Raw genomic sequence first — 19,699 nt, 5'->3', positions numbered from 1 at the left:
TGCGCGCGTCGCTACAGCGGCGGAATCCGCCGGCTCGCGGCGGCCAGCGCCTGGCGCGCCTCGGTGTGCAGCCGGGCCACCACCTCCGCCGCCGGGGCCGGTCGGACCAGCGCGTAGGTCTGCCCGGCCCACAGCGACATCAGCTCCGGGTCGCCGGTCGCGCGCACCGGCTTGGTCAGGTGGTGCACCTGCGGGTAGGCCGCCGGTGCGGCCGGGCTGTTCTCGGTGAGGAACCGGTTCACCAGCCCCCGTGCCGGACGCCCGCTGAACGCCCTGGTCAACGCGGTGCGCCGGGTGCCGTCGGCGAGCGCCGCGCGGTGCACCGGGTTGGTGCCGGCTTCCGGGCAGGCCAGGAACGCGGTGCCGAGCTGGGCCGCCACCGCGCCCGCGGCCAGCACCGCGGCCACGTCCGCGCCGTGCACCAGCCCGCCGGTCGCGATCAGCGGCAGGTCCACCCGGGCGCGGACCAGCCGGAGGGCGGCCAGTACGCCGAACAGCTCGCCGCCGCCCGGCGAGACCCCGTCGTCGGCGAACGTGCCGCGGTGCCCGCCGGCGTCACAACCCTGCACGCACAACGCGTCCGCCCCGACCTGCGCGGCCTGGCGGGCTTCGGCGGGCGTGGTGACGGTGACCACGACCGTCGTCCCGGCCGCGTGCAGCCGCGCCACGTCGTGCGCGTCGGGCAGGCCGAAGGTGAACGAGACCACCGGCACCCGCAGCGCCATCACCAGTTCCAGCTTCGCCGCGTAGTCGTCGTCGTCCCAGCGCGGTTCGCCCGGCTCGGCCGGCGACTGCGCGCGCACCCGTTCCCGGTACGCCCGCAAGTCCACAGTGGACTTCGGGCCGGGCACGAACAGGTTGACCCCGAACCGGTCCCCGGCCGCCGCCGAGGTGGCGGCGACCTGGTCGGCGAGCGCCGCCGCGGTCAGGTAGCCGGCCGCCAGGAACCCGAGCCCGCCCGCCCGGCCCACCTCGGCGACCAGTTCCGGCGTGGACGCGCCGCCCGCCATCGGTGCGGCGATCACCGGGACTTCGAGTCGATCCAGCATGGCACCGACGATAACCCGCCATTTGGCGGAACTCCCGGCAAGACGGCCCCGGATCGCGTTGGGATCGAGTGGTGGACCGGACACGCACCAGACGAACACACCCCAGAAGGGACGCGCTGCGGCTCGGCGCGATCGCCGGAGTCGTGGCGCTCGCTCCCGCCGTGCCCGCCGCGGCCTCCTCACCCGCCTTCCGCCACGGGGTCGCGTCCGGCGACCCCTTACCCGACCGCGTCGTCCTGTGGACCCGCGTCACCCCGACAGACGACGCCACCCCCGGCTCCGGGCGCGGCCCGGACGTCACCGTCGACTACGAGATCGCCGACGACGCGGCGTTCAGACGTGTCGTGGCACGCGGTTGCGCACGCACCGGCCCGCACCGCGACCACACCGTCAAACTCGACGTGGCGGGGCTGCGCCCGAACCGCCGGTACTACTACCGCTTCACGTACGACGGCACCCGATCCCCGGTCGGCCGCACGCGGACCGCGCCCTCCCGCCGGGCCGACGTCGAGGCGCTGCGGTTCGGCGTCGTGTCGTGCTCGAACTGGGGTGTCGGACACTTCGCCGCCTACCGGCACCTCGCCGAACGCGACGACCTGGACGCCGTGCTGCACCTGGGCGACTACCTGTACGAGGGCCACGACGGCACCACCGTGCCGCTGCGGCCCGCCGAACCGCCCCACGAGACCGTGACCCTGGCCGACTACCGGCAGCGCCACGCGCAGTACCAGACCGACCCGGACCTCCAGCAGCTGCACGCCGCCTACCCGTGGATCATCACCGTCGACGACCACGAGTTCGCCGACAACGCGTGGGCCGGCGGTTCCCCCAGCCACACCGAAGGCGACGAAGGCACGTGGGCCGACCGCAAGGCGGCGGCACTGCGCGCCTACCGCGAGTGGATGCCCGTCCGGTTCGACGGCGAGCACGTCTACCGGCGGCTGCGCTACGGCACGCTCGCCGAGATCACCATGCTGGACCTGCGCGGCTACCGCAGCCGGCAACTCGAACCGGGACAGCAGGACACCCCCGACCGCACCATGACCGGTGGCGTCCAGACCAACCCGGACCAGTGGGACGGCTACCGGCACGACCGCGACGCGGTGCTGTCGTGGCCGGCCGAGCGGAACATCGCCGACACCGTCTTCCTGACCGGTGACGTGCACTGCTCGTGGGCGTTCGAGGTGCCGGGCGACGGCTACCCGGTGCGCCCGCCCCTGGCGACCGAACTGGTCGTGCCGTCGGTGACGTCGGACAACATCGACGAGCTGACCGGCTCGCCGCCGCGCACCACGTCCCTGGCGATCGAGGCCGCGCTGCTGGGCCTCAACCGCCACCTGAAGTGGGTCGAACTGGACTCGCACGGCTACGCGGTGCTCGACGTGACCGCCGCCCGGATCCGGCTGGACTGGTACTTCCTGGCCGACCGGACCCGCCGGGACTCCCCCGCGACCCTGGCCAAGTCGGTCACCGTCGGGTCCGGGTCGCAGCGGCTGTCCTGACCAGCGGAACGCTCCCCGGCCCGCCGCCGCAAGGCGGGCCGGGGAGCGTCCCCTCAGGTCACGGCAGCGTGTCGAGGTGAGGCGCCACCGTGTTCGAGAACCCCCAGCCGCTGGACGCGTCCCAGTTGATCGACCACGTCATCGCGCCCCGGATGCCCGGCCAGGTCTGCGACGGCTTGAACGAGCCGCAGTTGGTGCCCTTGGCGAGGCAGTCGAGCGCCTTGTTGACGTTGGCCGCGGACTGGTAGCCGCCACCCGCGCCCGAGGGCGACGCGGGCAGGCCCAGGCCCACCTGGTCCGGGCGCAGCCCGTTCTGCAGCTGGATGCAGGCCAGCGCCACCAGGAAGTCCACGGTGCCCTGCGAGTAGACCTTCTGGTCGCAGCCCAGCATCGTGCCCGAGTTGTAGAACTGCATGTTGACGACCGTGAGGATGTCCTTCACGGCCAGCGCCAGCTTGAAGTACTCCTGGCCGGTCGACTGCATGTCGATGGTCTGCGGGGCCATCGTGATGATCTTGCCGCCGCCCGCGTGGATGCTGCGCAGCGCCTGCGCCATGTAGGTGGAGCTGACGCCGTTCTCCAGGTCGATGTCGACGCCGTCGAAGCCGTAGTTCGCGATCAGCGTCTTGACGCTGTTGGCGAACGCGGTCGCCGAGGCGGTGTCACCGGCCCAGATGGTGCCCTTCTCGCCACCGACCGAGATGATCACCTTCTGGCCGCGGGACTGGAGGGTCCGGATGTCGGCCTTGAACTGGGCGTCGGTGTAGCCGCCGAGCTTGCTCGACAGCACCGGGTCCAGGTTGAACGCGACCGCACCGCGGGTCGCGGGCACCGCGTCGGCGAACGCGACCGCCACGATGTCGTACGTGGTGGGCACGTCGGCGAGCTTGAGCACGCGCGAGCCGTTGTCGAAGTTGTGCCAGTAGCCGGTCAGCACGTGCTTCGGCAGCGTCGGGTCGGGGTTGCCGGTCGTCGTCGTGGTGGTCGTGGTGGTGGTCGTCGTCGTGGTGGACGTCGAGGTGCTGGTGCTGGTGGGCGTCGTGGTCGTGGTGGAGGTCGGTGGGGTGCCGGGGCCGTCCAGGTTCACGTCGTCCACGAAGTACGCGGGCTGCCCGTACCAGCCGTGCACGTAGACCGTGACGCTGGACGCGGACGCGCCCGTCGTGAAGTCGATGTTGAGCTGCGTGAACGCGGCCGAGCCCGGCGTCCAGGTGCTCTTGTCGCCGCTACCGGTGCCGGTGACGCCCAGGTAGACGTAGCTGCCCTGCGCCCACGCGGAGAGCTTGTACGCGGTGTTGGGCCGCACGGCGATGGTCTGGGAGCAGCGGGCGTTGTCCGAACCCGCCGGGGTGCCCGACAGCGCGTGCGAGCCGCTGCGCTTGGGCGTGCTGACAGCGGTCGCGTTGGAACACGTCCAGCCGCTGGTGTTCCCGGCGTCGAAACCGGGGTTGGCGACCAGGTTGGCGGCCGACGCGCTGCCCGCCACCACCAAGGTCAGGCCCGCCATGGCCAGCAAGCCCACCACCACGGCGACCAGAGCGCGTCTAGTCCTCGAAGCCACGTCCACCTCCACGAAGTCCATTCGGCGTCCTTGCCCAGCGGTGACGTGGGCCACTGGCAAAATGGACTAGACCACTGGGGCTTGTCAAGAGTGTGAACATGAGCGGCATGACGTTCACCGTTGATGACGCCGTCGCAATCGCGCGCGTGGCGCACCAGGGACAGGTCGACAAGTCCGGCAACCCGTACATCGGCCACCCGCTGCGGGTGATGGGCCGGGTGTCCGGCGAGCACGCCCGGATGGCCGCCGTGCTGCACGACGTCGTGGAGGACACCGTCGTCACGGCCGAGGACCTGCTGGCCGCGGGCTGCCCGCCGGAGGTGGTCGAGACGGTGCTCGCGCTGAGCCACCGCGAGGGCGAGCCCCAGGAGGACTACCTGCGCCGGGTCTCGGCCGATCCGGTCGCGCTCGTGGTCAAGCGGGCCGACATCGCCGACAACACGTCCCCGCCCCGGATGGCGCTGCTGGACCAGCCCACCCGGGACCGCCTGCTGGCGAAGTACGCCCGCGCGCTGGACCTGCTCGACCAGCACGCGTAGTGGAAGTCACCGCGCGGACGGCGGCGCGAGCCCCTGACGTGCGACACAATGGAGGTGAACCGATAAAGAAGTCCCGAAAGGCACCATGACGAAGACGCTCGACCACGTCCGCACCTACTTCACCACCCGCCGCGACCTGCGCCGGCGCACCGCGGAGTTGAGCCGCGAACTGGCCGCCTACGACAGCCCGAGCGACCGGCTGGACCTGGAAGCCACGATCGCCCGCCACCCGGAGTCCGAGACCCGGGAGGTGGAAGCGATCCTCCGCCTCCACACGACCTACCGCTTCAGCCGCTAGGCCGGCACTGCGAGGGCCTTCAGGACTCTTCCTGAAGGCCCTTCCGTCATCTCCGGGCCGAACCCCCGGCCACGATCCGCACCGGGAACGGCCGCACGGCGTCGAACACCTCGGTCCCGGCCACCTCGGTCACCGGCCCGTAGCGGCCGTCGTCGTCCAACTCGCAGACGGTGACCAGCGACGTGACCGGGTCGACCCGCCAGTAGCACTCCACGCCCATCCGCTCGTACGCCGACTTCCTGGCGTTCGCGTCGTCCACCGCGCAGCCGGGCGGGACGACGTCCACGACCAGCAGCGGCGCGACCGGCGACAGCACCTCGGTCGACTTCTCGTCCCGAACCACCAGGACGTCCGGCCAGACCCCGTCCGCCCGGGACGCCCGCACCGCGAACGGCGCGGGCACGACCACGAGGCCGGGCGGACACGCCGCCTCCAGCGCCGCAGCGACCCGGAGGCCCGCCCGCCAAGCGGACGGGCCCGAGCCGACCGTCAACGTCCGGTCATTTCAAGGTCCCCAACAACTCGACCGGAACAACCCGGACCGGAAACGGCCGCACGGCCTCGAACGCCTGGTCGCCCTTCACCACGGACACCAATTCGTAGCGGCCTTCGGCATTCAGCTCGAACACGTCGAGCATCGGCTGCCGGGGGTCGACCACCCAGTAGCTCGGCACGCCCATCCGCTCGTACAGCGACTTCTTGAGGTTCGTGTCGGTCATGACCGAACTCGGCGACAACACCTCCACGACGAGCAGCGGCGCGACCGGCAGCAGCTTGTCGGTGAAGTCCTCTTCACGGGCCACCAGCAGGTCCGGCTGCACCTCGGTCGTCCGGGAGTGCCGCACGGCGAACGGCGCGGGCAGCACGTGCATCCCTTCCGGGCACAAGGCGTCCAGCATCACTATCAACTTCGCCACGATCTTCTGATGACGCAGCGCCGGTGCCGGGCTCACGAGGAGCATCCCGTCGATGAGCTCGTACCGCCGGCCGTCATCGGGCATGTCCTCCAGGTCATCGACCGTGTAGGGACGTTCGCCGATGTCTTGTCGCATGACAGTCATGGTCCCCCCTTTCTGCTTGGTTCGCCAACCATGGCAGAGGGGAAAAGTGATTCCACCATTGATTTCACACCATCCCCCGAAAGGGGACAGGCGGAATTCAGATCAGCAAGCGCCGATCAATTCGTGGAATCGCCGGTCAGCGGCCGACTTCCTGGACCGCCCCGCCGGTGAGCCGGTGCACCAGCCGCAGGATGCGCTGCTGGACCTGGTCGAACGACCGGACCTCGGCCGTCTCCGACGTCCACAGCACCACGGAGAACGTCTGCTCCCCGGCCGTCACGTCGATCCGCGTCTCGGCCCCGCCGTCCACCGACCCCACGTGCGCGGCCCGCCACAGACCGGCCCGCAACGCCACCAGGGCGAGCTCCCGAACGTCGTGCGGGCCCATCCGGCCGATGAACGAGCGCGGCCGGTGGTCGGCCGTCACGGTGGAGCTGAGCCGGTACTCGCCGGTGCCCGCGAAGCGCGCCTCGGTCGTCCCGGACGGCCCCTGGATCACGTACCGGATCGCGAACTGCGCGGGGGCCAGCCGCCCGTCGAGGTAGCCCTTCAACGCGTGCTCCACACCGTCCCCCTGAGACCGGGTACCGCCCACCATGGTGAGCGCCCCCGACCGGCCCGCGCCGCCGGTCGGGTCAGAGTTCGGGGAAGCGTTACTTCTTCTTGTCCTTGCCCGAATCGTCGGTGGACAGCGCGGCGACGAAGGCCTCCTGCGGCACCTCGACGCGGCCGACCATCTTCATCCGCTTCTTGCCTTCCTTCTGCTTCTCCAGCAGCTTCCGCTTCCGGGTGATGTCACCGCCGTAGCACTTGGCGAGGACGTCCTTGCGGATCGCGCGGATCGTCTCGCGGGCGATCACCCGCGCCCCGACGGCCGCCTGGATCGGCACCTCGAACTGCTGGCGCGGGATCAGCTCGCGCAGCTTCGTCGCCATCCGGGTGCCGTAGGCGTAGGCGTAGTCCTTGTGGACGATCGCGCTGAACGCGTCCACCGGCTCGCCCTGCAGCAGGATGTCGACCTTGACCAGCTCCGCGTCCTGCTCGCCGGACTCCTCGTAGTCCAGCGAGGCGTAGCCGCGGGTGCGGGACTTCAGCGCGTCGAAGAAGTCGAAGATGATCTCACCGAGCGGCATGGTGTAGCGCAGCTCGACCCGGTCCTCGGACAGGTAGTCCATGCCGCCGAGCTGGCCGCGCTTGGACTGGCACAGCTCCATGATCGCGCCGATGTAGTCGCTGGGCGCGATGATCGTGCACTTGGTGATCGGCTCGTACACCTCGGCCCGCTTGCCGTCGGGCCAGTCCGACGGGTTGGTCACCACGTGCTCGGTGCCGTCCTCCATGACCACCCGGTAGACCACGTTGGGCGCGGTGGAGATGAGGTCCAGGCCGAACTCGCGCTCCAGCCGGTCGCGGGTGATCTCCAGGTGCAGCAGGCCGAGGAAGCCGCAGCGGAAGCCGAAGCCCAGGGCCGCGGAGGTCTCCGGCTCGAAGGTCAGCGCGGCGTCGTTGAGCTGGAGCTTCTCCAGCGCCTCGCGCAGCTCCGGGTAGTCCGAGCCGTCCACCGGGTACAGCCCGGAGTAGACCATCGGGCGGGGCTCGCGGTAGCCGGCCAGCGGCTCGGTCGCGCCCTTCTTCTCCCAGGTCACGGTGTCGCCGACCTTGGACTGGCGGACGTCCTTCACACCGGTGATCAGGTAGCCGACCTCGCCGACGCCCAGGCCCCGGCTGGGCTTGGGCTCGGGCGAGATGATGCCGACTTCCAGCAGCTCGTGGGTCGCGCCGGTGGACATCATCCTGATCCGCTCACGCGGGGTGATGCGGCCGTCCACGACCCGGATGTAGGTGACCACGCCCCGGTAGGTGTCGTACACCGAGTCGAAGATCATCGCGCGGGCGGGCGCGTCGGCCGCGCCGACCGGCGCCGGCACCTTGCGCACGACCTCGTCCAGCAGTTCGCCGACGCCGAGCCCGGTCTTCGCCGAGACGCGCAGCACCTCGTCGGGCTCGCAGCCGACGATGTGCGCGAGCTCCTTGGCGTACTTGTCCGGGTCCGCGGCCGGCAGGTCGATCTTGTTCAGCACCGGGATGATGGTGAGGTCGTTCTCCATCGCCAGGTACAGGTTGGCCAGCGTCTGCGCCTCGATGCCCTGCGCCGCGTCGACCAGCAGCACCGCGCCCTCGCACGCCTCCAGCGCCCGCGACACCTCGTAGGTGAAGTCGACGTGACCGGGCGTGTCGATCATGTGCAGGACGATGTCCTGGCCGTCGAACTGCCACGGCAGGCGCACGTTCTGCGCCTTGATGGTGATGCCGCGCTCCCGCTCGATGTCCATGCGGTCGAGGTACTGCGCGCGCATCGCCCGCTCCTCGACCACGCCGGTGAGCTGCAACATGCGGTCGGCCAGGGTCGACTTGCCGTGGTCGATGTGCGCGATGATGCAGAAGTTCCGGATGAGCTCCGGAGGCGTGAACGTCTGATCGGCGAACGTGCTCACTCAGGTTCCTCGCACGGGACGGACAGAGGGGTATCGACTCATCCTCTCACGTCCCGCCGACCTGCTGTTCCACCCCGGCGTGACCGAGGCCATAGGCTGTCCCGCCGTGTACACGAACGGTGAGGACCCGCGCCCGACCAAGGGTGCGGTGCGCGAGATCCACCCGGCCGCCGCCGCAGCGTCCCTGGAGTACTCCCCCGACCTGGACGGCCTGGCCGACCCGGGCGAGGTCGTCTGGGCCTGGGTGCCCTACGAGGAGGACCCCGACCGCGGCAAGGACCGCCCGCTGCTGGTCGTCGGCCGGCGCCGGCGGGCCCTGCTGGCCCTGATGCTGACCAGCAAGGCCCCCGACCGGGACGAGGTGGACGAGTTCCTGCCGCTGGGCGCGGGCCGCTGGGACCGCGACAACCGCGAGTCCTACCTGCGGCTGGACCGGGTCTTCGAACTCGACGAGGACGACATCCGCCGCGAGGGCTCGGTGCTGGAGCCCGAGCGGTTCTCGCTGGTCGTGGACGCCCTGCGCGGGCTCGGCTGGCGCTAGTCCGGGATCTCCGGGTGCCGGCGCCGGGTCCGGCACGCCCTGCCGCGCCCGGACATGGTCTGCATGTCCGGGATGATGAAGACCCGGTCGTGCCCGTCGTAGCTGCGCCGCACGACGCCGACGATGTCCGTCCCGTGCTCAACGTCCCCGATCCGCTTGAGGAACCGCGCCACCTCACGGATCACCGACCCGGCGCGGGTGAGCTTGTGCCGGAACTCGCCACTGGCGAACCCGCGCACGTCGACGTCCTCCCTTGGCCGCGAGCGCCACCCCGAACACCGCCGCCGCCTTGGCCGGCGTGACCATCGACCGCGCCGAGATGTTGGCCCGGGTCATTGACGCCGAGGTGTCGATGAGGACCAGCGAGCCCCGCCGCGCTTGACCGGCTTCGGGATCGCGCGGCCGTACCGCGTGGTCCAGTACGCCAGCAGCTCGCCGGGCTCGTCGGCGTGCTGGAGCACGCTGTCCACCACGGACCGGCTGGTCACGCTGTCGTCCACGGGCAGGCCGTCGCGAGCCGCGTCGAGGCGGGCGCGCACGAACTCCGCCGCGCCGACGACAGACCCGGTGCGCATGTTCGCGCCGTCGCGCAGCCATGCCAGCGGCTGTCGCGTCCGTCGGCGGTCTCGTAGAAGGCCAGCAGGAACAACTCCGACTTGAGGTCGCGCGTAGCCGGGCGCACCTTCGAACGTGACGCCGGAGAGCGTGCGCTCGGTGGTGGAGGGGCTGGTGCCGGCGGGACGGGCTCGGTCGGTGTTGTGCTTGGCCATGGCGGCGCCCTCCAAACAGACGAAGGCGTTCGACGTGGCGTTCGGCCATTCGCGCGGCAAGGTGGACGAGGCCCGCGGGCAACCTCCAGCTGTAAGACGACCGGCCGGCCGCGTTCCACGAGCTGTTGCGGGTGGCCAGGCCCGGCGGTCGGCCGCAATGACGTGCGCACGTCGTTGCGGCAGTACGGCGGAATGCTGCCGGCCGCCGTCGGGCTACTCGCGGACGTCCCGCCGTATCGGGTGCTCCGGCGGGATCTCCACCAGCGCTATCCGCACCCCGTCGGGGTCGGCGATCCACGCCTCATCCAGCCCCCACGGCTCCCGGCGCGGCTCGCGCACCACGTGGGCGGCCAGTTCGGCGGCCGTCGCGCGCAGGTCGCGAACCTGGAGCCAGAGTTGCACGGCGGCCGTCGGCGGGTCGTCGGACCGCCCGGACACCTCCAGGAAACCGCTGCCGAGGAAGAACACCGTGCCTCCGGGGAACTCCCGGTACACGGCGAGCCCCAGAACGTCCCGGTAGAACGCGCGGGCCCGTTCCGGGTCCCGCGACCTCAACAACACGCGACTGCTCAGCACCTCCATGAACAGAGCGGATCACGCCAGGGCGATCGCCGCCACCCCGGCGACCACGATCAGTGCGCCGGAGAGCCTGCGCAGCGGGTTCGGTTCGCCCAGGACAAGCCACGCCAGGACGCTGCCGACCACGATGCTGAGTTCACGCGCGGGTGCCACGAGGCTGACCGGTGCGAGCGTCATCGCGAACAGCACCAGCACGTACGCGGCCGGTGAGAGCACGGCGACCACGCAGATCTCCCGCCAGTGCTTGCGCAGCAACGCCACGGCTTGTTCGCGACGGCTCAGCGCGTAAGGCGCGAGCAGGACGCTCTCGGTGACAGTGGAGCCGGCCAGGAGCACGACAGGCGCGATCGCGGCGGCGTTGACGGCGTGCGCGTCCCACAGCGTGTAGCCGGTGATCACCACGCCCGTGGTCACGCCGTAGACGATCCCGGCTTTCCGGCTGCCACCGGTGCCGCCGCCGGACCCGATCACCAGCACGCCGAGCACCACGGCGGCGGCACCGAGCAGTCCGAGCACGTGGGGTTCTTCGTGGAACACCACGATCGCCAGCACGACCGTGAGCAACGGGCCGGTCCCCCGGGCGAGCGGGTAGACCACGGACATGTCGCCAGTCGCGTATCCCCGTTGCAGCAGCAGGAAGTACGCCAGGTGCAGCAGGCCGCTGCCGCCGAGCGGGACCACCCAGGCCCACGACGGGGTCGCCGTGATCAGGACGATCGGGACTATCAGCGCGGCCGACAGGGTGGCGTTGAGCCAGACGAACAGAGCCCCGCCGTCCGGGACGCGCTTGGCGGCCAGGTTCCAGCCGGCGTGCGCGAACGCGGCGGCGAGCACGAGCAGGACAGCGACCGGGGACATCCCAGGACCCTTCTGACTCCCGCGCACGCGGCAGCCGGGTTCCTCCAGGCTTTTGTCCCGTCAGATGACCGGGGCCCGTGGCAGGTCCCGGCGGTGCCGCTCGGACCGGTCCCACCGTCCTGGTTGTGGGTCATCGGACGGACGGTGGCGGAACCCTAGGCACTGTCACCGCCCACCGTACCCGGCCGTGACACGGCGAAGGTCATCCGGACGTGGGGGTTGGGGCCTTCGCTCACGCCCTGTTCGTGCCAGCCGTTGGCGGCGTAGAGGCGGCGGGCGCGGGCGTTGGGCTCGAACACCTCCAGCCGGGCCGTGGTGACATCGGCGTCCCGCCAGATCGCGGCACACGCGTCGAGCAGCGCGCGCCCCACGCTCCTTCCCCAGTACGCGGGATCGACTTGGACTTGGAGCAGTTCGTCGGCGCGGACCAGCGCGAACCCGACCACGACGCCGTCGAGTTCAGCGCACAGCCACGTGCGGTCCGGGCCGGTGAAGCGGTAGTCGGACGCGCGGACCGACGTCTCCCACTCGGCCAGTTCGGTCTCGGGCAGGTGGCCCTCGTAGTAGCTGCGACGGGCCTTCACGTGCAGCTGGACGATCGCCGGCGAATCGGCCTCGACGGGCGTGCGGATGGTGATCGTCCCCATGCAGTCAGGACGCACCGGGTTGTCGGAGGTTGGTCAGTGCAGGATCCGGACGTCGTGCGCGGGCACGTCGGGAGCGAGGAAGGCCAGCAGCGCCGATCCCTCGCGCTCGACCTCGTCCGGAGCGGGCAGCCGGTGGAACGGCCGCAGTTCCAGGGTGGCCGACTCCTTGGTGCGCACGACCCGCCAGTCGCCCGCGGTCACGCCGTCGACCAGGAAGAACTGCGGCACTGGGCCGTGCGGGTTGTACTGGCGCGCTTTCACGTCGGCGGTCACCACGCGGCGGCGGTCGGCGTGCGACAGCAGCAGGTTGTCGAAGTCGTACAGGAAGCGCACCGGGGCCGGGGTGTCCTCGTCGGGTCGCGGGGCGTCGGGCAGGTCGAACAGCTCCTGGCCGTCTTCGTCGGTGAACCGGACCAGCGGCAGTTGCTCGACCACCTCGCGCAGCCTGGTCAGGCGCGCCCACGTCTGCACGTCGTTCACGGTGGCCGGGCCGAACGCGGCGAGGTAGCGGCGGACCATGTCGGTCGCGGACGGCCGGTCGGTGACGCCGGAGCCCAGCCACGTCTCCACGCTGGTGTGCGCGATCGGCCCGCTGCGGCCCCACAGTCCGCGCGGCGGGACTTGGACCAGCGGGACCAGGCAGCGGACGGCGTAGGCGAGCGCGGCGGGCGCGCGGTCGGGCCACGTCTCGTGGAGCAGGGCGCCGAGTTCCTTGTTGGTGCGCGGCCGCTCGGCCAGGACCTCCCGCCCGGCGGCGACCACGGCGTCGACGTCGAGCCCGTCGACGTCCTTGCGGTGGGTGTGGTTGTGGAACAGGTCCCGGTCCAGCGCGGGCTGGACGAGCGGGCGCAGCCCGAGCGCGTCGGCGGGGGTGACCAGGTGGATCGTGGAGCGCATCAGCGCCGTCCGGACCAGGCCGCGGTCGCGCAGCAGGTCGGCGGCGTCGGCGGGGCGGAAGTCCGCGATCCGCGTCCACAGCCCGGTGTACCAGGTGTGCGGGGTCTGCGCCTGGAGCCCGACCAGGTGGGAGACGACGTCGGCGACCGGCCGCGTGGTGCGTTCGAGCAGGAACTGGCGGGCCAGCGTGGCGCGGCCGACGGCGCGGCGGCTCAGGACCTCGGTCATGCCGCCCACGGTAGAGGTCATTGCGGACAGCTTTGGTCCCTGTTGGCCGGGCGACTTGCCCGCGTCGCCAAAAAAGTGATATCACTTTGCTAAGCACGAGATAGACCAACGAGGGGTGGAAGCGATGAACGCGACGACCGATGTGATCGTGCGGATGCCCGCACCGGCCGTACGTGAGCGCGGGGCGTCGGAGGTGTCCGGCTGGGCCGCGCTGGGCATCTCCGCCGCACTGGTCCTGGGCGGGGCCGCGCTGACCGTGCTCGGGTTCGCGTTCGGGCCCGGCGAGCCGAGCGCGGTGCAGATCGTCGGCGGCGCGCTGATCATCGGCGCGGGCCTCGTCACCGGGGTCGGGCTGTTCACCGTCGCGCCCGGCGAGGCGCGGGTGCTCCAGTTCCTGGGCCGCTACACCGGCACGGTCCGCGCCGACGGCCTGCGCTGGGCGAACCCGTTCACCACGAAGGTGAAGGTGTCGACCAGGATCCGCAACCACGAGACGGCCGCGCTGAAGGTCAACGACGCCGACGGCAACCCGATCGAGATCGCGGCGGTCGTGGTGTGGCAGGTGGACGACACCGCGCGGGCGAAGTTCGAGGTGGACGACTTCGTGCGGTTCGTCGGCATCCAGACCGAGACGGCCGTGCGGCACATCGCCACCAGCTACCCGTACGACAACCACGTGGAGGGCGGGCTGTCGCTGCGGGAGAACGCGGACGAGATCACCGAGACCCTGTCGGTGGAGATCGCGGCCCGGGTGCAGGCGGCCGGCGTCAAGGTGATCGAATCGAGGCTGACCCACCTCGCCTACGCCCCGGAGATCGCCCACGCGATGCTCCAGCGGCAGCAGGCGGGCGCGGTCGTCGCGGCCCGGCAGCGGATCGTGGAGGGCGCGGTCGGCATGGTGGAACTGGCGCTGGAGAAGCTGGCCGAGAACAACGTGGTGGAACTGGACGAGGAGCGCAAGGCGGCCATGGTGTCGAACCTGCTCGTGGTGCTGTGCGGTGACCGGTCGACGCAACCCGTCGTGAACGCCGGATCGCTGTACCACTGACGTGGGCGAGCGCAAGAGCGTCCTGCTCCGCCTCGACCCCGCCGTGCACGACGCGTTGACCAGGTGGGCGAACGACGAGCTGCGCAGCACCAACGCCCAGATCGAGTTCCTGCTCCGGCGGGCGCTGGCCGAGAGCGGCCGACTCCCCTCCGGTGCGGCCGCCCAGCCCAGGCGCGGCAGACCCCGCAAGGACGCCCGACCGGAGGAGTCGGAGAACCCGCCGGACGACTGACTCCGGCACCACGCCCGCCCGGCCGTTTCCAGGGGGAGACGGCCGGGCGGGCGCGTCCGCGCGCCACACACCGCTTCGACGGAAAGCCCGTTGTCCCCCAACAACCCGCTCCCCCGACCGTCCCCGAGGCGGAGTGATCGACTAGCGGCCCACCGCCCCCGGTGCGACCGTTGGCCGGATGAGCGAGCTGAACGCCCCGTACGCACCGGGCACCCCCGCGTGGGTGGACATGATGACCACCGACCGCGTGGCCACCATGGACTTCTACGGAGCACTGTTCGGCTGGGACTTCGAGATCGGCGACCAGGAGACCGGCTACTACACGCTGGCCCTGGTGCGCGGCCGGCCGGTGGCGGGCTTCGGCGAGATGCCGCCCGACGTCATGTTCCCGGTCGTGTGGACGACCTATCTGGCCACCGACGACCTGGACGAGACGCTGGAACGGATCGCGGCGGCCGGCGGCAAGGTCCTGGTGCCCGAGTTCGACACCGGTGGACCAGGCCGGGGCGCGATCACGATCGACCCGACCGGCGCGGCGTTCGGGCTGTGGGAGGCGGGCGAGCACATCGGCGCGTACGTGGTCAACGAGCCGGGCGCGGTGGTGTGGAACGAACTGGCCACCCGCGACCCGGACGGCGCGACCGAGTTCTACCGCCAGGTGTTCGGGTTCGGGCTGGAGCCGCTACCGGACTTCCCGTACACCCAACTCCAGGTCGACGGCCACACCGTGGGCGGCGTGTTCGGCATGGACAAGGGCATCCCGGCGGAGATCCCGCCGCACTGGATGGCCTACTTCCAGGTGTCCGATGTGGACGAAACCGTGGCCAGGGCACGCGACCTGGGCGGCATCCCGGTGGGCGCGGTCGCCGATTCGCTGTTCGGCAGGTTCGCCACCCTGGGCGACCCGATGGGTGCGACGTTCAAGGTCATCCAAGTGCCGCCTTACAGCCCAGGCTGACCACCAGTGCCACGACCACGGTCAAGAACACCCGGCGGACGAACGCGGACCCCCGCCGCACCGCCAGCCGCGCCCCGAACACCGCGCCGCCGAGGTTGCAGACCGCCAGCACCAACGCGAGCCCCCACAGCACCTTGCCGGTGGGGATGAAGTAGAGCAGCGCGCCCAGGTTCGTCGCGACGTTGATGATCTTGGCGGTCGCCGACGCCCGCAGGAACGCGAACCCGACCAGCCCCACCAGCAGGAACACCAGGAAAGTCCCGGTGCCCGGCCCGGCCAGCCCGTCGTAGAACCCGACCACCGCGCCGCCGGTGACCATCACGCCGATCTGGGCGGCCCGCCCGAACCGCGGCGTCTCGGCCACGCCGAGTTCCGGCTTGCGCCACGTGTAGAGCCCGACCCCCACCAGCGCGACCAACACCACACCGTTGAGCACCCCCGGCTCCAACGCCCCCGCGAACGCCGCGCCACCCGTGGCCCCGGCGAACGCCGCCACCGCCATCGGGATCGCCGACGCCCAGTCGATCGACGTCTGCCGCGCGTACGCACCGACCGCGGAGGCCGTGCCGACCACAGCGGCGACCTTGCTCGTGGCCAACGCGTAGAGCGGCTGCCCACCGGGCCCGACCAGCAACAACGCGGGTAGCTGGATCAGCCCTCCCCCGCCCACCACCGCGTCCACCGCGCCGGCGAGGGCGGCGGCCACGCAGAGGAAGAGGAGACCGGCGAGCGACACCTGGCCGAACCCGGGCCAGTCAAGAGCGGTCATCACCTGAACAGGGTAACCGGACAGCTGTACTGTTTTTCTCTGGCGAGGACCGCCGCGAGGACCGGTTAACGCCCCCGCGAGCAGCCCTGATAGCCTCTACAGCCGTATCGCGCGGCATTCCGCAATGGAGGAAAGCCCACCTCGCGTGGGGCCGATCACAGCGCGATGCGAACCCAGAGACCAAGGAAACGGTGGCTTTCGCGTGGCGAACATCAAGTCCCAGCTCAAGCGGATCAAGACGAACGAGAAGGCGCGCCTGCGCAACAAGGCCGTCAAGTCGTCGCTGAAGACCGCGATCCGCAAGTTCCGCGAGGCCGCCGAGGCCGGCGACAAGGACAAGGCTGTCGCCCTGGCCCGCGAGGCCTCCCGCAAGCTCGACAAGGCCGTCACCAAGGGCGTGATCCACGCCAACCAGGCCGCCAACAAGAAGTCGGCCCTGGCCCGGCGCGCCAACCAGATCTGATCACCCGGATCTGACGCAGGCCTTCCCGAAGCGCCGCCCCTCCCCTGAGGGCGCGGCGCTTCGCCTTTCCCGCACAAAGCACCGCCCGCGCCGCAGACACCACACGCGTCGGCAGCGCCCGCCTCAACAGTCGGCCTCACTGGGTCGGGTTCAACGCCACGACCTCAACGCCGCCCGTACGCCGCGACGATCTTCAGCACGGCCCGCTCCAGGGCGTAGCCAGAGTCGGCGGCCACGCCCTTCACGTCCGCGTTGAGGCCCGCGACCACCGACATGGCGGCGGCCAGCCCGTCACCGTCCCAGCCCCGCGCCTGCCCCTGCGCCTTCTTCACCTTCCACGGCGGCATCCCCAGCTCGCCGGCCAGCTTGAACGGGTCGCCCCGCCCCACGGCCGACACCCGCGCGATGGTCCGCACCGCGTCCGCCAACGCGTCCGCAACGAGCACGTGCGGCACGCCGGTCTGGGTCGCCCAGCGCAACGCCTCCAGCGCCCCGCCCCGGTCGCCCATCACGGCCTTCTCGGCCACCGCGAACCCGGTCACCTCGGCCCGCCCCCGGTGGTAGCGGTGGACCGCGTCCGCGTCGACCTTGCCACCGGTGTCGGACACCAGCTGCGACGCCGCCGCCGCCAGCTCCCGCAGGTCCGACCCGATCGCCTCGATCAGCGCCCCGACCGCCTCCGGGTCGGCCTTGCCGCCCGCGGCACGGATCTCGTTGCGCACGAACGCCTCGCGGTCCGCCGCCTTGGTGATCTTCGGGCACTCGGTCACCACCGCCCCGGCCTTGCGCAGCGCGGCGGGCAGTTCCTTGGCCACCTTGCTGCGCCCGCCGCCGGTGTGCACGACGATCAGGGTCACCCCGTCGGCCGGCGCCTTGGCGTAGGCCATGACCGCCTCGGCGATCTCCTTGCCGGCCTCCTGCGCGGATTCCAAGGCGATCACCCGCCCCTCGGCGAACAGCGACGGACTCACCAGTTCTGCCAGCTCAGGAGGGGTGAGATCAGTCACCTTGACCCTGGTCAGGTCGGCCTGCGGGTCGACCTTGCGAGCCACCGCCAGCGCGCCGCGCAACGCGCGCTCGACCAGCAACTCTTCCTCGCCGAGAACCAGGTGCACGGGGTCTGGAGTGACTGCGGACGCGCTCACGGAGCGATCCTCCCACGCCCCGGATCGCGTCCGGATGGTGGACGGATCTGGCTGCCGGTCGGGATCGTGCCGTAAGTTGGACGCCACAACTGAATACCGCTCATCCAGAGGGGCAGAGGGATCGGCCCGAAGAAGCCCCGGCAACCCGTCGCGCAGCGTCCGCTGCGACGACCACGGTGCCAATTCCGACCCGCGACGCGGGAAAGATGAGGAGATACCTCGCGATGACTGCTGTCAGTGTGCCTTCGGCCACCACCTCCTTCGACCTCGGTCCGGCTCGCGCCCTGTCGTGCCGTGAATGCGGTCACCAGACTCCGCTGGCCCCGGAATACGCCTGTCTCGAGTGTTTCGGGCCGCTGGAAGTCGCCTACGACTTCGGCCGCGTCCGCCGCGAGGACATCGAGGCCGGCCCACGGTCGATCTGGCGCTACCGCGGCCTGCTCCCGGTGCCCTCGAACGTCGAGTCGCACCCCAACACCAACCCCGGCGCCACCCGCCTGGTCGAGGCCGACCGCCTCGCCAAGGCCTTGGGCGTGCGCAAGGTCTGGGTGAAGGACGACACCGGCAACCCCACCCACTCGTTCAAGGACCGCGTCGTCGGCGTCGCCCTCGCGGCCGCCCGCGAGCTGGGCTTCAAGGTCCTGGCCTGCCCCTCCACCGGCAACCTGGCCAACGCCGTCGCCGCCGCCGCGGCCCGCGCCGGCTGGCAGTCGGTCGTGCTGGTGCCCTCCTCCCTGGAGCAGGCCAAGATCCTCATGACCGCCGTCTACGGCGGCAACCTGATCACCGTCGACGGCAACTACGACGACGTGAACCGCCTCGCGCAGGAACTGGCCGCCGAGCACGAGGACTGGGCGTTCGTCAACGTCAACGTCCGCCCCTACTACGCCGAGGGCTCCAAGACCCTGGGCTACGAGGTGGCCGAGCAGCTGGGCTGGCGGCTGCCCGACCAGATCGTGGTGCCCATCGCGTCCGGCTCCCAGCTGACCAAGGTGGACAAGGCCTTCCGCGAGTTCGGCGAGCTCGGCCTGGTCGACGCCACCCCGTACAAGGTGTTCGGCGCCCAGGCCACCGGCTGCTCGCCGGTGTCGGCGGCGTTCAAGTCCGGTCAGGACGTGGTGACCCCGGTCCGCCCGGACACCATCGCCCGCTCGCTGGCGATCGGCGCCCCGGCCGACGGCCCGTACGTGCTGGACGCGGTCCGCCGCACCAACGGCGCGATCGAGGACGTCACCGACGAGGAAGTGGTCGAGGGCATCCGCCTGCTGGCGCGCACCGAGGGCATCTTCGCCGAGACCGCCGGCGGCGTGACCGTCGCCACGGCGAAGAAGCTCATCGAGACCGGCCGGCTCGACCCGGACGCCGAGACGGTGCTGCTGATCACCGGCGACGGCCTGAAGACCCTCGATGCCCTCGGCGACCGCGTCGGTCCCCGCGCCAACGTCCCGCCCTCGGCCGAGGCCGTGCTGAACGCGCTGAAGGACTGACCGCGCCCGGCCGGCTCGCGCGCCACGACCGCCTGTCGAAGGCACGTCGCACGCGGGCCGGCCGCGCCGGACCACCGGTCACAAAGCGGTGTCCGGCAGCCGCAGCCACCCGGTGCGCGGGAACGACGAGAGTTCGGGCAGCAGGTAAGGCCCGATCTCCTCGGTCTCGGCCCGCCACGCGGTGAGCTGCTGCGGCCACGGCGACGCCGTCTTGTGCCCGTTGTACCGGTTCGCCCGCCAGTCCTCCGGCGCGATCGCCAGGACGTCGTCGAACAGCGCGTCCGCGATCTCCTGGTACGCCTCCTGCGGCGACGAGACCGACATGGTGCCCACGGTTTTCGTGACGGTCGCCCGTGCCACGATCCCCCGGCCGCCGATCGGCAGGTCCTCGCAGACGAAGAACTCGAACGACGGCCTTAATTCCGCGTCCGGCCACGGGTGGGCGGCATAGCCGGGTTGCCACAGCGCCCACCCGAGTTCGCGCGGCGACCAGCCGGTGTGCAGCCGGACCCAGATGTTCGTGTCACTCATGATCGTGCTCCTCTCGGTAGGCCCGGTCGCGCGACCGGGCC

Annotated in this window: 24 protein-coding genes and 1 riboswitch; of the genes, 9 read left to right on the top strand and 15 right to left on the bottom strand. The window is 71.2% G+C overall.

Features of this window, described 5'->3' with window-relative positions:
• Positions 1–11 precede the first annotated feature (11 nt).
• Positions 12–1,049: an NAD(P)H-dependent flavin oxidoreductase gene (locus tag BN6_RS07175; RefSeq protein WP_015098899.1), complete on the bottom strand. Its 1,038-nt coding sequence runs from the start codon at positions 1,047–1,049 to the stop codon at positions 12–14.
• A 71-nt stretch (positions 1,050–1,120) separates the two neighbouring features.
• Between BN6_RS07175 and BN6_RS07170 the strand changes: the two genes are divergently transcribed.
• Positions 1,121–2,551, top strand: coding sequence for an alkaline phosphatase D family protein (locus BN6_RS07170; RefSeq protein WP_231905109.1), 1,431 nt, complete (start codon positions 1,121–1,123; stop codon positions 2,549–2,551).
• Between the two features lie 58 nt (positions 2,552–2,609).
• Here BN6_RS07170 and BN6_RS07165 read toward each other — a convergent pair whose 3' ends face one another.
• On the bottom strand, positions 2,610–4,133 hold the full coding sequence (locus BN6_RS07165) for a chitinase (RefSeq protein WP_015098897.1): 1,524 nt from the start codon (positions 4,131–4,133) through the stop codon (positions 2,610–2,612).
• Between the two features lie 86 nt (positions 4,134–4,219).
• On the opposite strand from BN6_RS07165, the gene BN6_RS07160 reads away from it, so the two are divergent.
• Both BN6_RS07160 and BN6_RS07155 read left to right on the top strand, forming a co-directional pair.
• Complete coding sequence (locus BN6_RS07160) at positions 4,220–4,651, top strand: HD domain-containing protein (protein WP_041316241.1); 432 nt, start codon at positions 4,220–4,222, stop codon at positions 4,649–4,651.
• An 85-nt stretch (positions 4,652–4,736) separates the two neighbouring features.
• Entirely contained in the window at positions 4,737–4,949 is a 213-nt protein-coding gene (locus BN6_RS07155; RefSeq protein ID WP_015098895.1) for a hypothetical protein, read from the top strand.
• Between the two features lie 46 nt (positions 4,950–4,995).
• Here BN6_RS07155 and BN6_RS07150 read toward each other — a convergent pair whose 3' ends face one another.
• From BN6_RS07150 to lepA, 4 genes are all read right to left on the bottom strand, one after another.
• Positions 4,996–5,442: a Uma2 family endonuclease gene (locus tag BN6_RS07150; RefSeq protein WP_015098894.1), complete on the bottom strand. Its 447-nt coding sequence runs from the start codon at positions 5,440–5,442 to the stop codon at positions 4,996–4,998.
• A 7-nt stretch (positions 5,443–5,449) separates the two neighbouring features.
• Positions 5,450–6,001 carry a Uma2 family endonuclease gene (locus tag BN6_RS07145; protein ID WP_331712632.1) on the bottom strand — a complete coding sequence of 184 codons (552 nt, stop codon included), beginning with the start codon at positions 5,999–6,001 and terminating at the stop codon, positions 5,450–5,452.
• Positions 6,002–6,146: 145 nt separating this feature from the next.
• Positions 6,147–6,575, bottom strand: a complete 429-nt coding sequence (locus BN6_RS46510) for a hypothetical protein (RefSeq protein ID WP_041312193.1) — start codon at positions 6,573–6,575, stop codon at positions 6,147–6,149.
• Positions 6,576–6,663: 88 nt separating this feature from the next.
• Positions 6,664–8,505, bottom strand: coding sequence for a translation elongation factor 4 (gene lepA, locus BN6_RS07135; RefSeq protein ID WP_015098891.1), 1,842 nt, complete (start codon positions 8,503–8,505; stop codon positions 6,664–6,666).
• Positions 8,506–8,611: 106 nt separating this feature from the next.
• On the opposite strand from lepA, the gene BN6_RS07130 reads away from it, so the two are divergent.
• Positions 8,612–9,046 (top strand): type II toxin-antitoxin system PemK/MazF family toxin, encoded by a 435-nt coding sequence (locus tag BN6_RS07130; protein WP_015098890.1) that lies wholly within the window; start codon positions 8,612–8,614, stop codon positions 9,044–9,046.
• Here BN6_RS07130 and BN6_RS07125 read toward each other — a convergent pair.
• The 6 genes from BN6_RS07125 to BN6_RS07100 all read right to left on the bottom strand — a co-directional run bounded on the left by BN6_RS07125 (position 9,043) and on the right by BN6_RS07100 (position 13,025).
• Positions 9,043–9,285 carry a hypothetical protein gene (locus BN6_RS07125; RefSeq protein WP_015098889.1) on the bottom strand — a complete coding sequence of 81 codons (243 nt, stop codon included), beginning with the start codon at positions 9,283–9,285 and terminating at the stop codon, positions 9,043–9,045. The genes BN6_RS07130 and BN6_RS07125 overlap by 4 nt on opposite strands.
• Before the next feature lie 93 nt (positions 9,286–9,378).
• Positions 9,379–9,621: a hypothetical protein gene (locus BN6_RS47640; RefSeq protein ID WP_041312190.1), complete on the bottom strand. Its 243-nt coding sequence runs from the start codon at positions 9,619–9,621 to the stop codon at positions 9,379–9,381.
• Positions 9,622–10,029: 408 nt separating this feature from the next.
• Entirely contained in the window at positions 10,030–10,398 is a 369-nt protein-coding gene (locus tag BN6_RS07115) for a VOC family protein (RefSeq protein ID WP_015098887.1), read from the bottom strand.
• Between the two features lie 12 nt (positions 10,399–10,410).
• On the bottom strand, positions 10,411–11,253 hold the full coding sequence (locus BN6_RS07110) for an EamA family transporter (protein WP_015098886.1): 843 nt from the start codon (positions 11,251–11,253) through the stop codon (positions 10,411–10,413).
• Between the two features lie 155 nt (positions 11,254–11,408).
• Positions 11,409–11,900, bottom strand: coding sequence for a GNAT family N-acetyltransferase (locus BN6_RS07105; RefSeq protein WP_015098885.1), 492 nt, complete (start codon positions 11,898–11,900; stop codon positions 11,409–11,411).
• A gap of 33 nt (positions 11,901–11,933) precedes the next feature.
• A complete protein-coding gene (locus BN6_RS07100) occupies positions 11,934–13,025 on the bottom strand; it encodes a winged helix DNA-binding domain-containing protein (protein ID WP_148302762.1) in 1,092 nt (363 codons plus the stop codon).
• 124 nt (positions 13,026–13,149) lie between these two features.
• Here BN6_RS07100 and BN6_RS07095 point away from each other — a divergent pair, with 124 nt between their 5' ends.
• The 3 genes from BN6_RS07095 (at position 13,150) to BN6_RS07085 (ending at position 15,263) form a co-directional block, all read left to right on the top strand.
• Positions 13,150–14,073, top strand: a complete 924-nt coding sequence (locus BN6_RS07095) for an SPFH domain-containing protein (protein ID WP_015098883.1) — start codon at positions 13,150–13,152, stop codon at positions 14,071–14,073.
• Between the two features lies 1 nt (position 14,074).
• The gene (locus BN6_RS07090) at positions 14,075–14,305 is read left to right on the top strand and encodes a hypothetical protein (protein WP_015098882.1); all 231 of its coding nucleotides are present in this window, start codon (positions 14,075–14,077) and stop codon (positions 14,303–14,305) included.
• 178 nt (positions 14,306–14,483) lie between these two features.
• A complete protein-coding gene (locus BN6_RS07085) occupies positions 14,484–15,263 on the top strand; it encodes a VOC family protein (RefSeq protein WP_015098881.1) in 780 nt (259 codons plus the stop codon).
• Here the strand turns inward: BN6_RS07085 and BN6_RS07080 are convergent.
• Positions 15,232–16,032 (bottom strand): sulfite exporter TauE/SafE family protein, encoded by an 801-nt coding sequence (locus tag BN6_RS07080; RefSeq protein ID WP_015098880.1) that lies wholly within the window; start codon positions 16,030–16,032, stop codon positions 15,232–15,234. The genes BN6_RS07085 and BN6_RS07080 overlap by 32 nt on opposite strands.
• A gap of 202 nt (positions 16,033–16,234) precedes the next feature.
• Between BN6_RS07080 and rpsT the strand changes: the two genes are divergently transcribed.
• Positions 16,235–16,495: a 30S ribosomal protein S20 gene (rpsT, locus tag BN6_RS07075; RefSeq protein WP_041312187.1), complete on the top strand. Its 261-nt coding sequence runs from the start codon at positions 16,235–16,237 to the stop codon at positions 16,493–16,495.
• A 164-nt stretch (positions 16,496–16,659) separates the two neighbouring features.
• Here the strand turns inward: rpsT and holA are convergent, their stop codons facing one another.
• Positions 16,660–17,640 carry a DNA polymerase III subunit delta gene (gene holA / locus BN6_RS07070; protein WP_015098878.1) on the bottom strand — a complete coding sequence of 327 codons (981 nt, stop codon included), beginning with the start codon at positions 17,638–17,640 and terminating at the stop codon, positions 16,660–16,662.
• A gap of 97 nt (positions 17,641–17,737) precedes the next feature.
• A riboswitch (SAM riboswitch) is annotated at positions 17,738–17,853 on the top strand.
• An 11-nt stretch (positions 17,854–17,864) separates the two neighbouring features.
• Here holA and thrC point away from each other — a divergent pair.
• Positions 17,865–19,127 carry a threonine synthase gene (thrC, locus tag BN6_RS07065; protein ID WP_015098877.1) on the top strand — a complete coding sequence of 421 codons (1,263 nt, stop codon included), beginning with the start codon at positions 17,865–17,867 and terminating at the stop codon, positions 19,125–19,127.
• A gap of 78 nt (positions 19,128–19,205) precedes the next feature.
• On the opposite strand, the gene BN6_RS07060 is transcribed toward thrC, so the two are convergent.
• Positions 19,206–19,658: a hypothetical protein gene (locus tag BN6_RS07060; RefSeq protein ID WP_015098876.1), complete on the bottom strand. Its 453-nt coding sequence runs from the start codon at positions 19,656–19,658 to the stop codon at positions 19,206–19,208.
• Positions 19,659–19,699: the final 41 nt, after the last annotated feature.

This window comes from Saccharothrix espanaensis DSM 44229 (assembly GCF_000328705.1).
GTDB lineage: Bacteria > Actinomycetota > Actinomycetes > Mycobacteriales > Pseudonocardiaceae > Actinosynnema > Actinosynnema espanaense.
This window is presented reverse-complemented; position numbering and strand designations above follow the sequence as displayed.

Coding starts and splice junctions, on each gene's coding strand:
- BN6_RS07175 (WP_015098899.1), bottom strand. CDS start 1,049: ATGCTGGATCGACTCGAAGTCCCGGTGATCGCCGCACCGATGGCGGGC.
- BN6_RS07165 (WP_015098897.1), bottom strand. CDS start 4,133: ATGGACTTCGTGGAGGTGGACGTGGCTTCGAGGACTAGACGCGCTCTG.
- BN6_RS07160 (WP_041316241.1), top strand. CDS start 4,220: ATGACGTTCACCGTTGATGACGCCGTCGCAATCGCGCGCGTGGCGCAC.
- BN6_RS07155 (WP_015098895.1), top strand. CDS start 4,737: ATGACGAAGACGCTCGACCACGTCCGCACCTACTTCACCACCCGCCGC.
- BN6_RS07145 (WP_331712632.1), bottom strand. CDS start 6,001: ATGCGACAAGACATCGGCGAACGTCCCTACACGGTCGATGACCTGGAG.
- BN6_RS47640 (WP_041312190.1), bottom strand. CDS start 9,621: ATGCGCACCGGGTCTGTCGTCGGCGCGGCGGAGTTCGTGCGCGCCCGC.
- BN6_RS07115 (WP_015098887.1), bottom strand. CDS start 10,398: ATGGAGGTGCTGAGCAGTCGCGTGTTGTTGAGGTCGCGGGACCCGGAA.
- BN6_RS07110 (WP_015098886.1), bottom strand. CDS start 11,253: ATGTCCCCGGTCGCTGTCCTGCTCGTGCTCGCCGCCGCGTTCGCGCAC.
- BN6_RS07105 (WP_015098885.1), bottom strand. CDS start 11,900: ATGGGGACGATCACCATCCGCACGCCCGTCGAGGCCGATTCGCCGGCG.
- BN6_RS07100 (WP_148302762.1), bottom strand. CDS start 13,025: ATGACCGAGGTCCTGAGCCGCCGCGCCGTCGGCCGCGCCACGCTGGCC.
- BN6_RS07095 (WP_015098883.1), top strand. CDS start 13,150: ATGAACGCGACGACCGATGTGATCGTGCGGATGCCCGCACCGGCCGTA.
- BN6_RS07085 (WP_015098881.1), top strand. CDS start 14,484: ATGAGCGAGCTGAACGCCCCGTACGCACCGGGCACCCCCGCGTGGGTG.
- BN6_RS07080 (WP_015098880.1), bottom strand. CDS start 16,032: ATGACCGCTCTTGACTGGCCCGGGTTCGGCCAGGTGTCGCTCGCCGGT.
- thrC (WP_015098877.1), top strand. CDS start 17,865: ATGACTGCTGTCAGTGTGCCTTCGGCCACCACCTCCTTCGACCTCGGT.
- BN6_RS07060 (WP_015098876.1), bottom strand. CDS start 19,658: ATGAGTGACACGAACATCTGGGTCCGGCTGCACACCGGCTGGTCGCCG.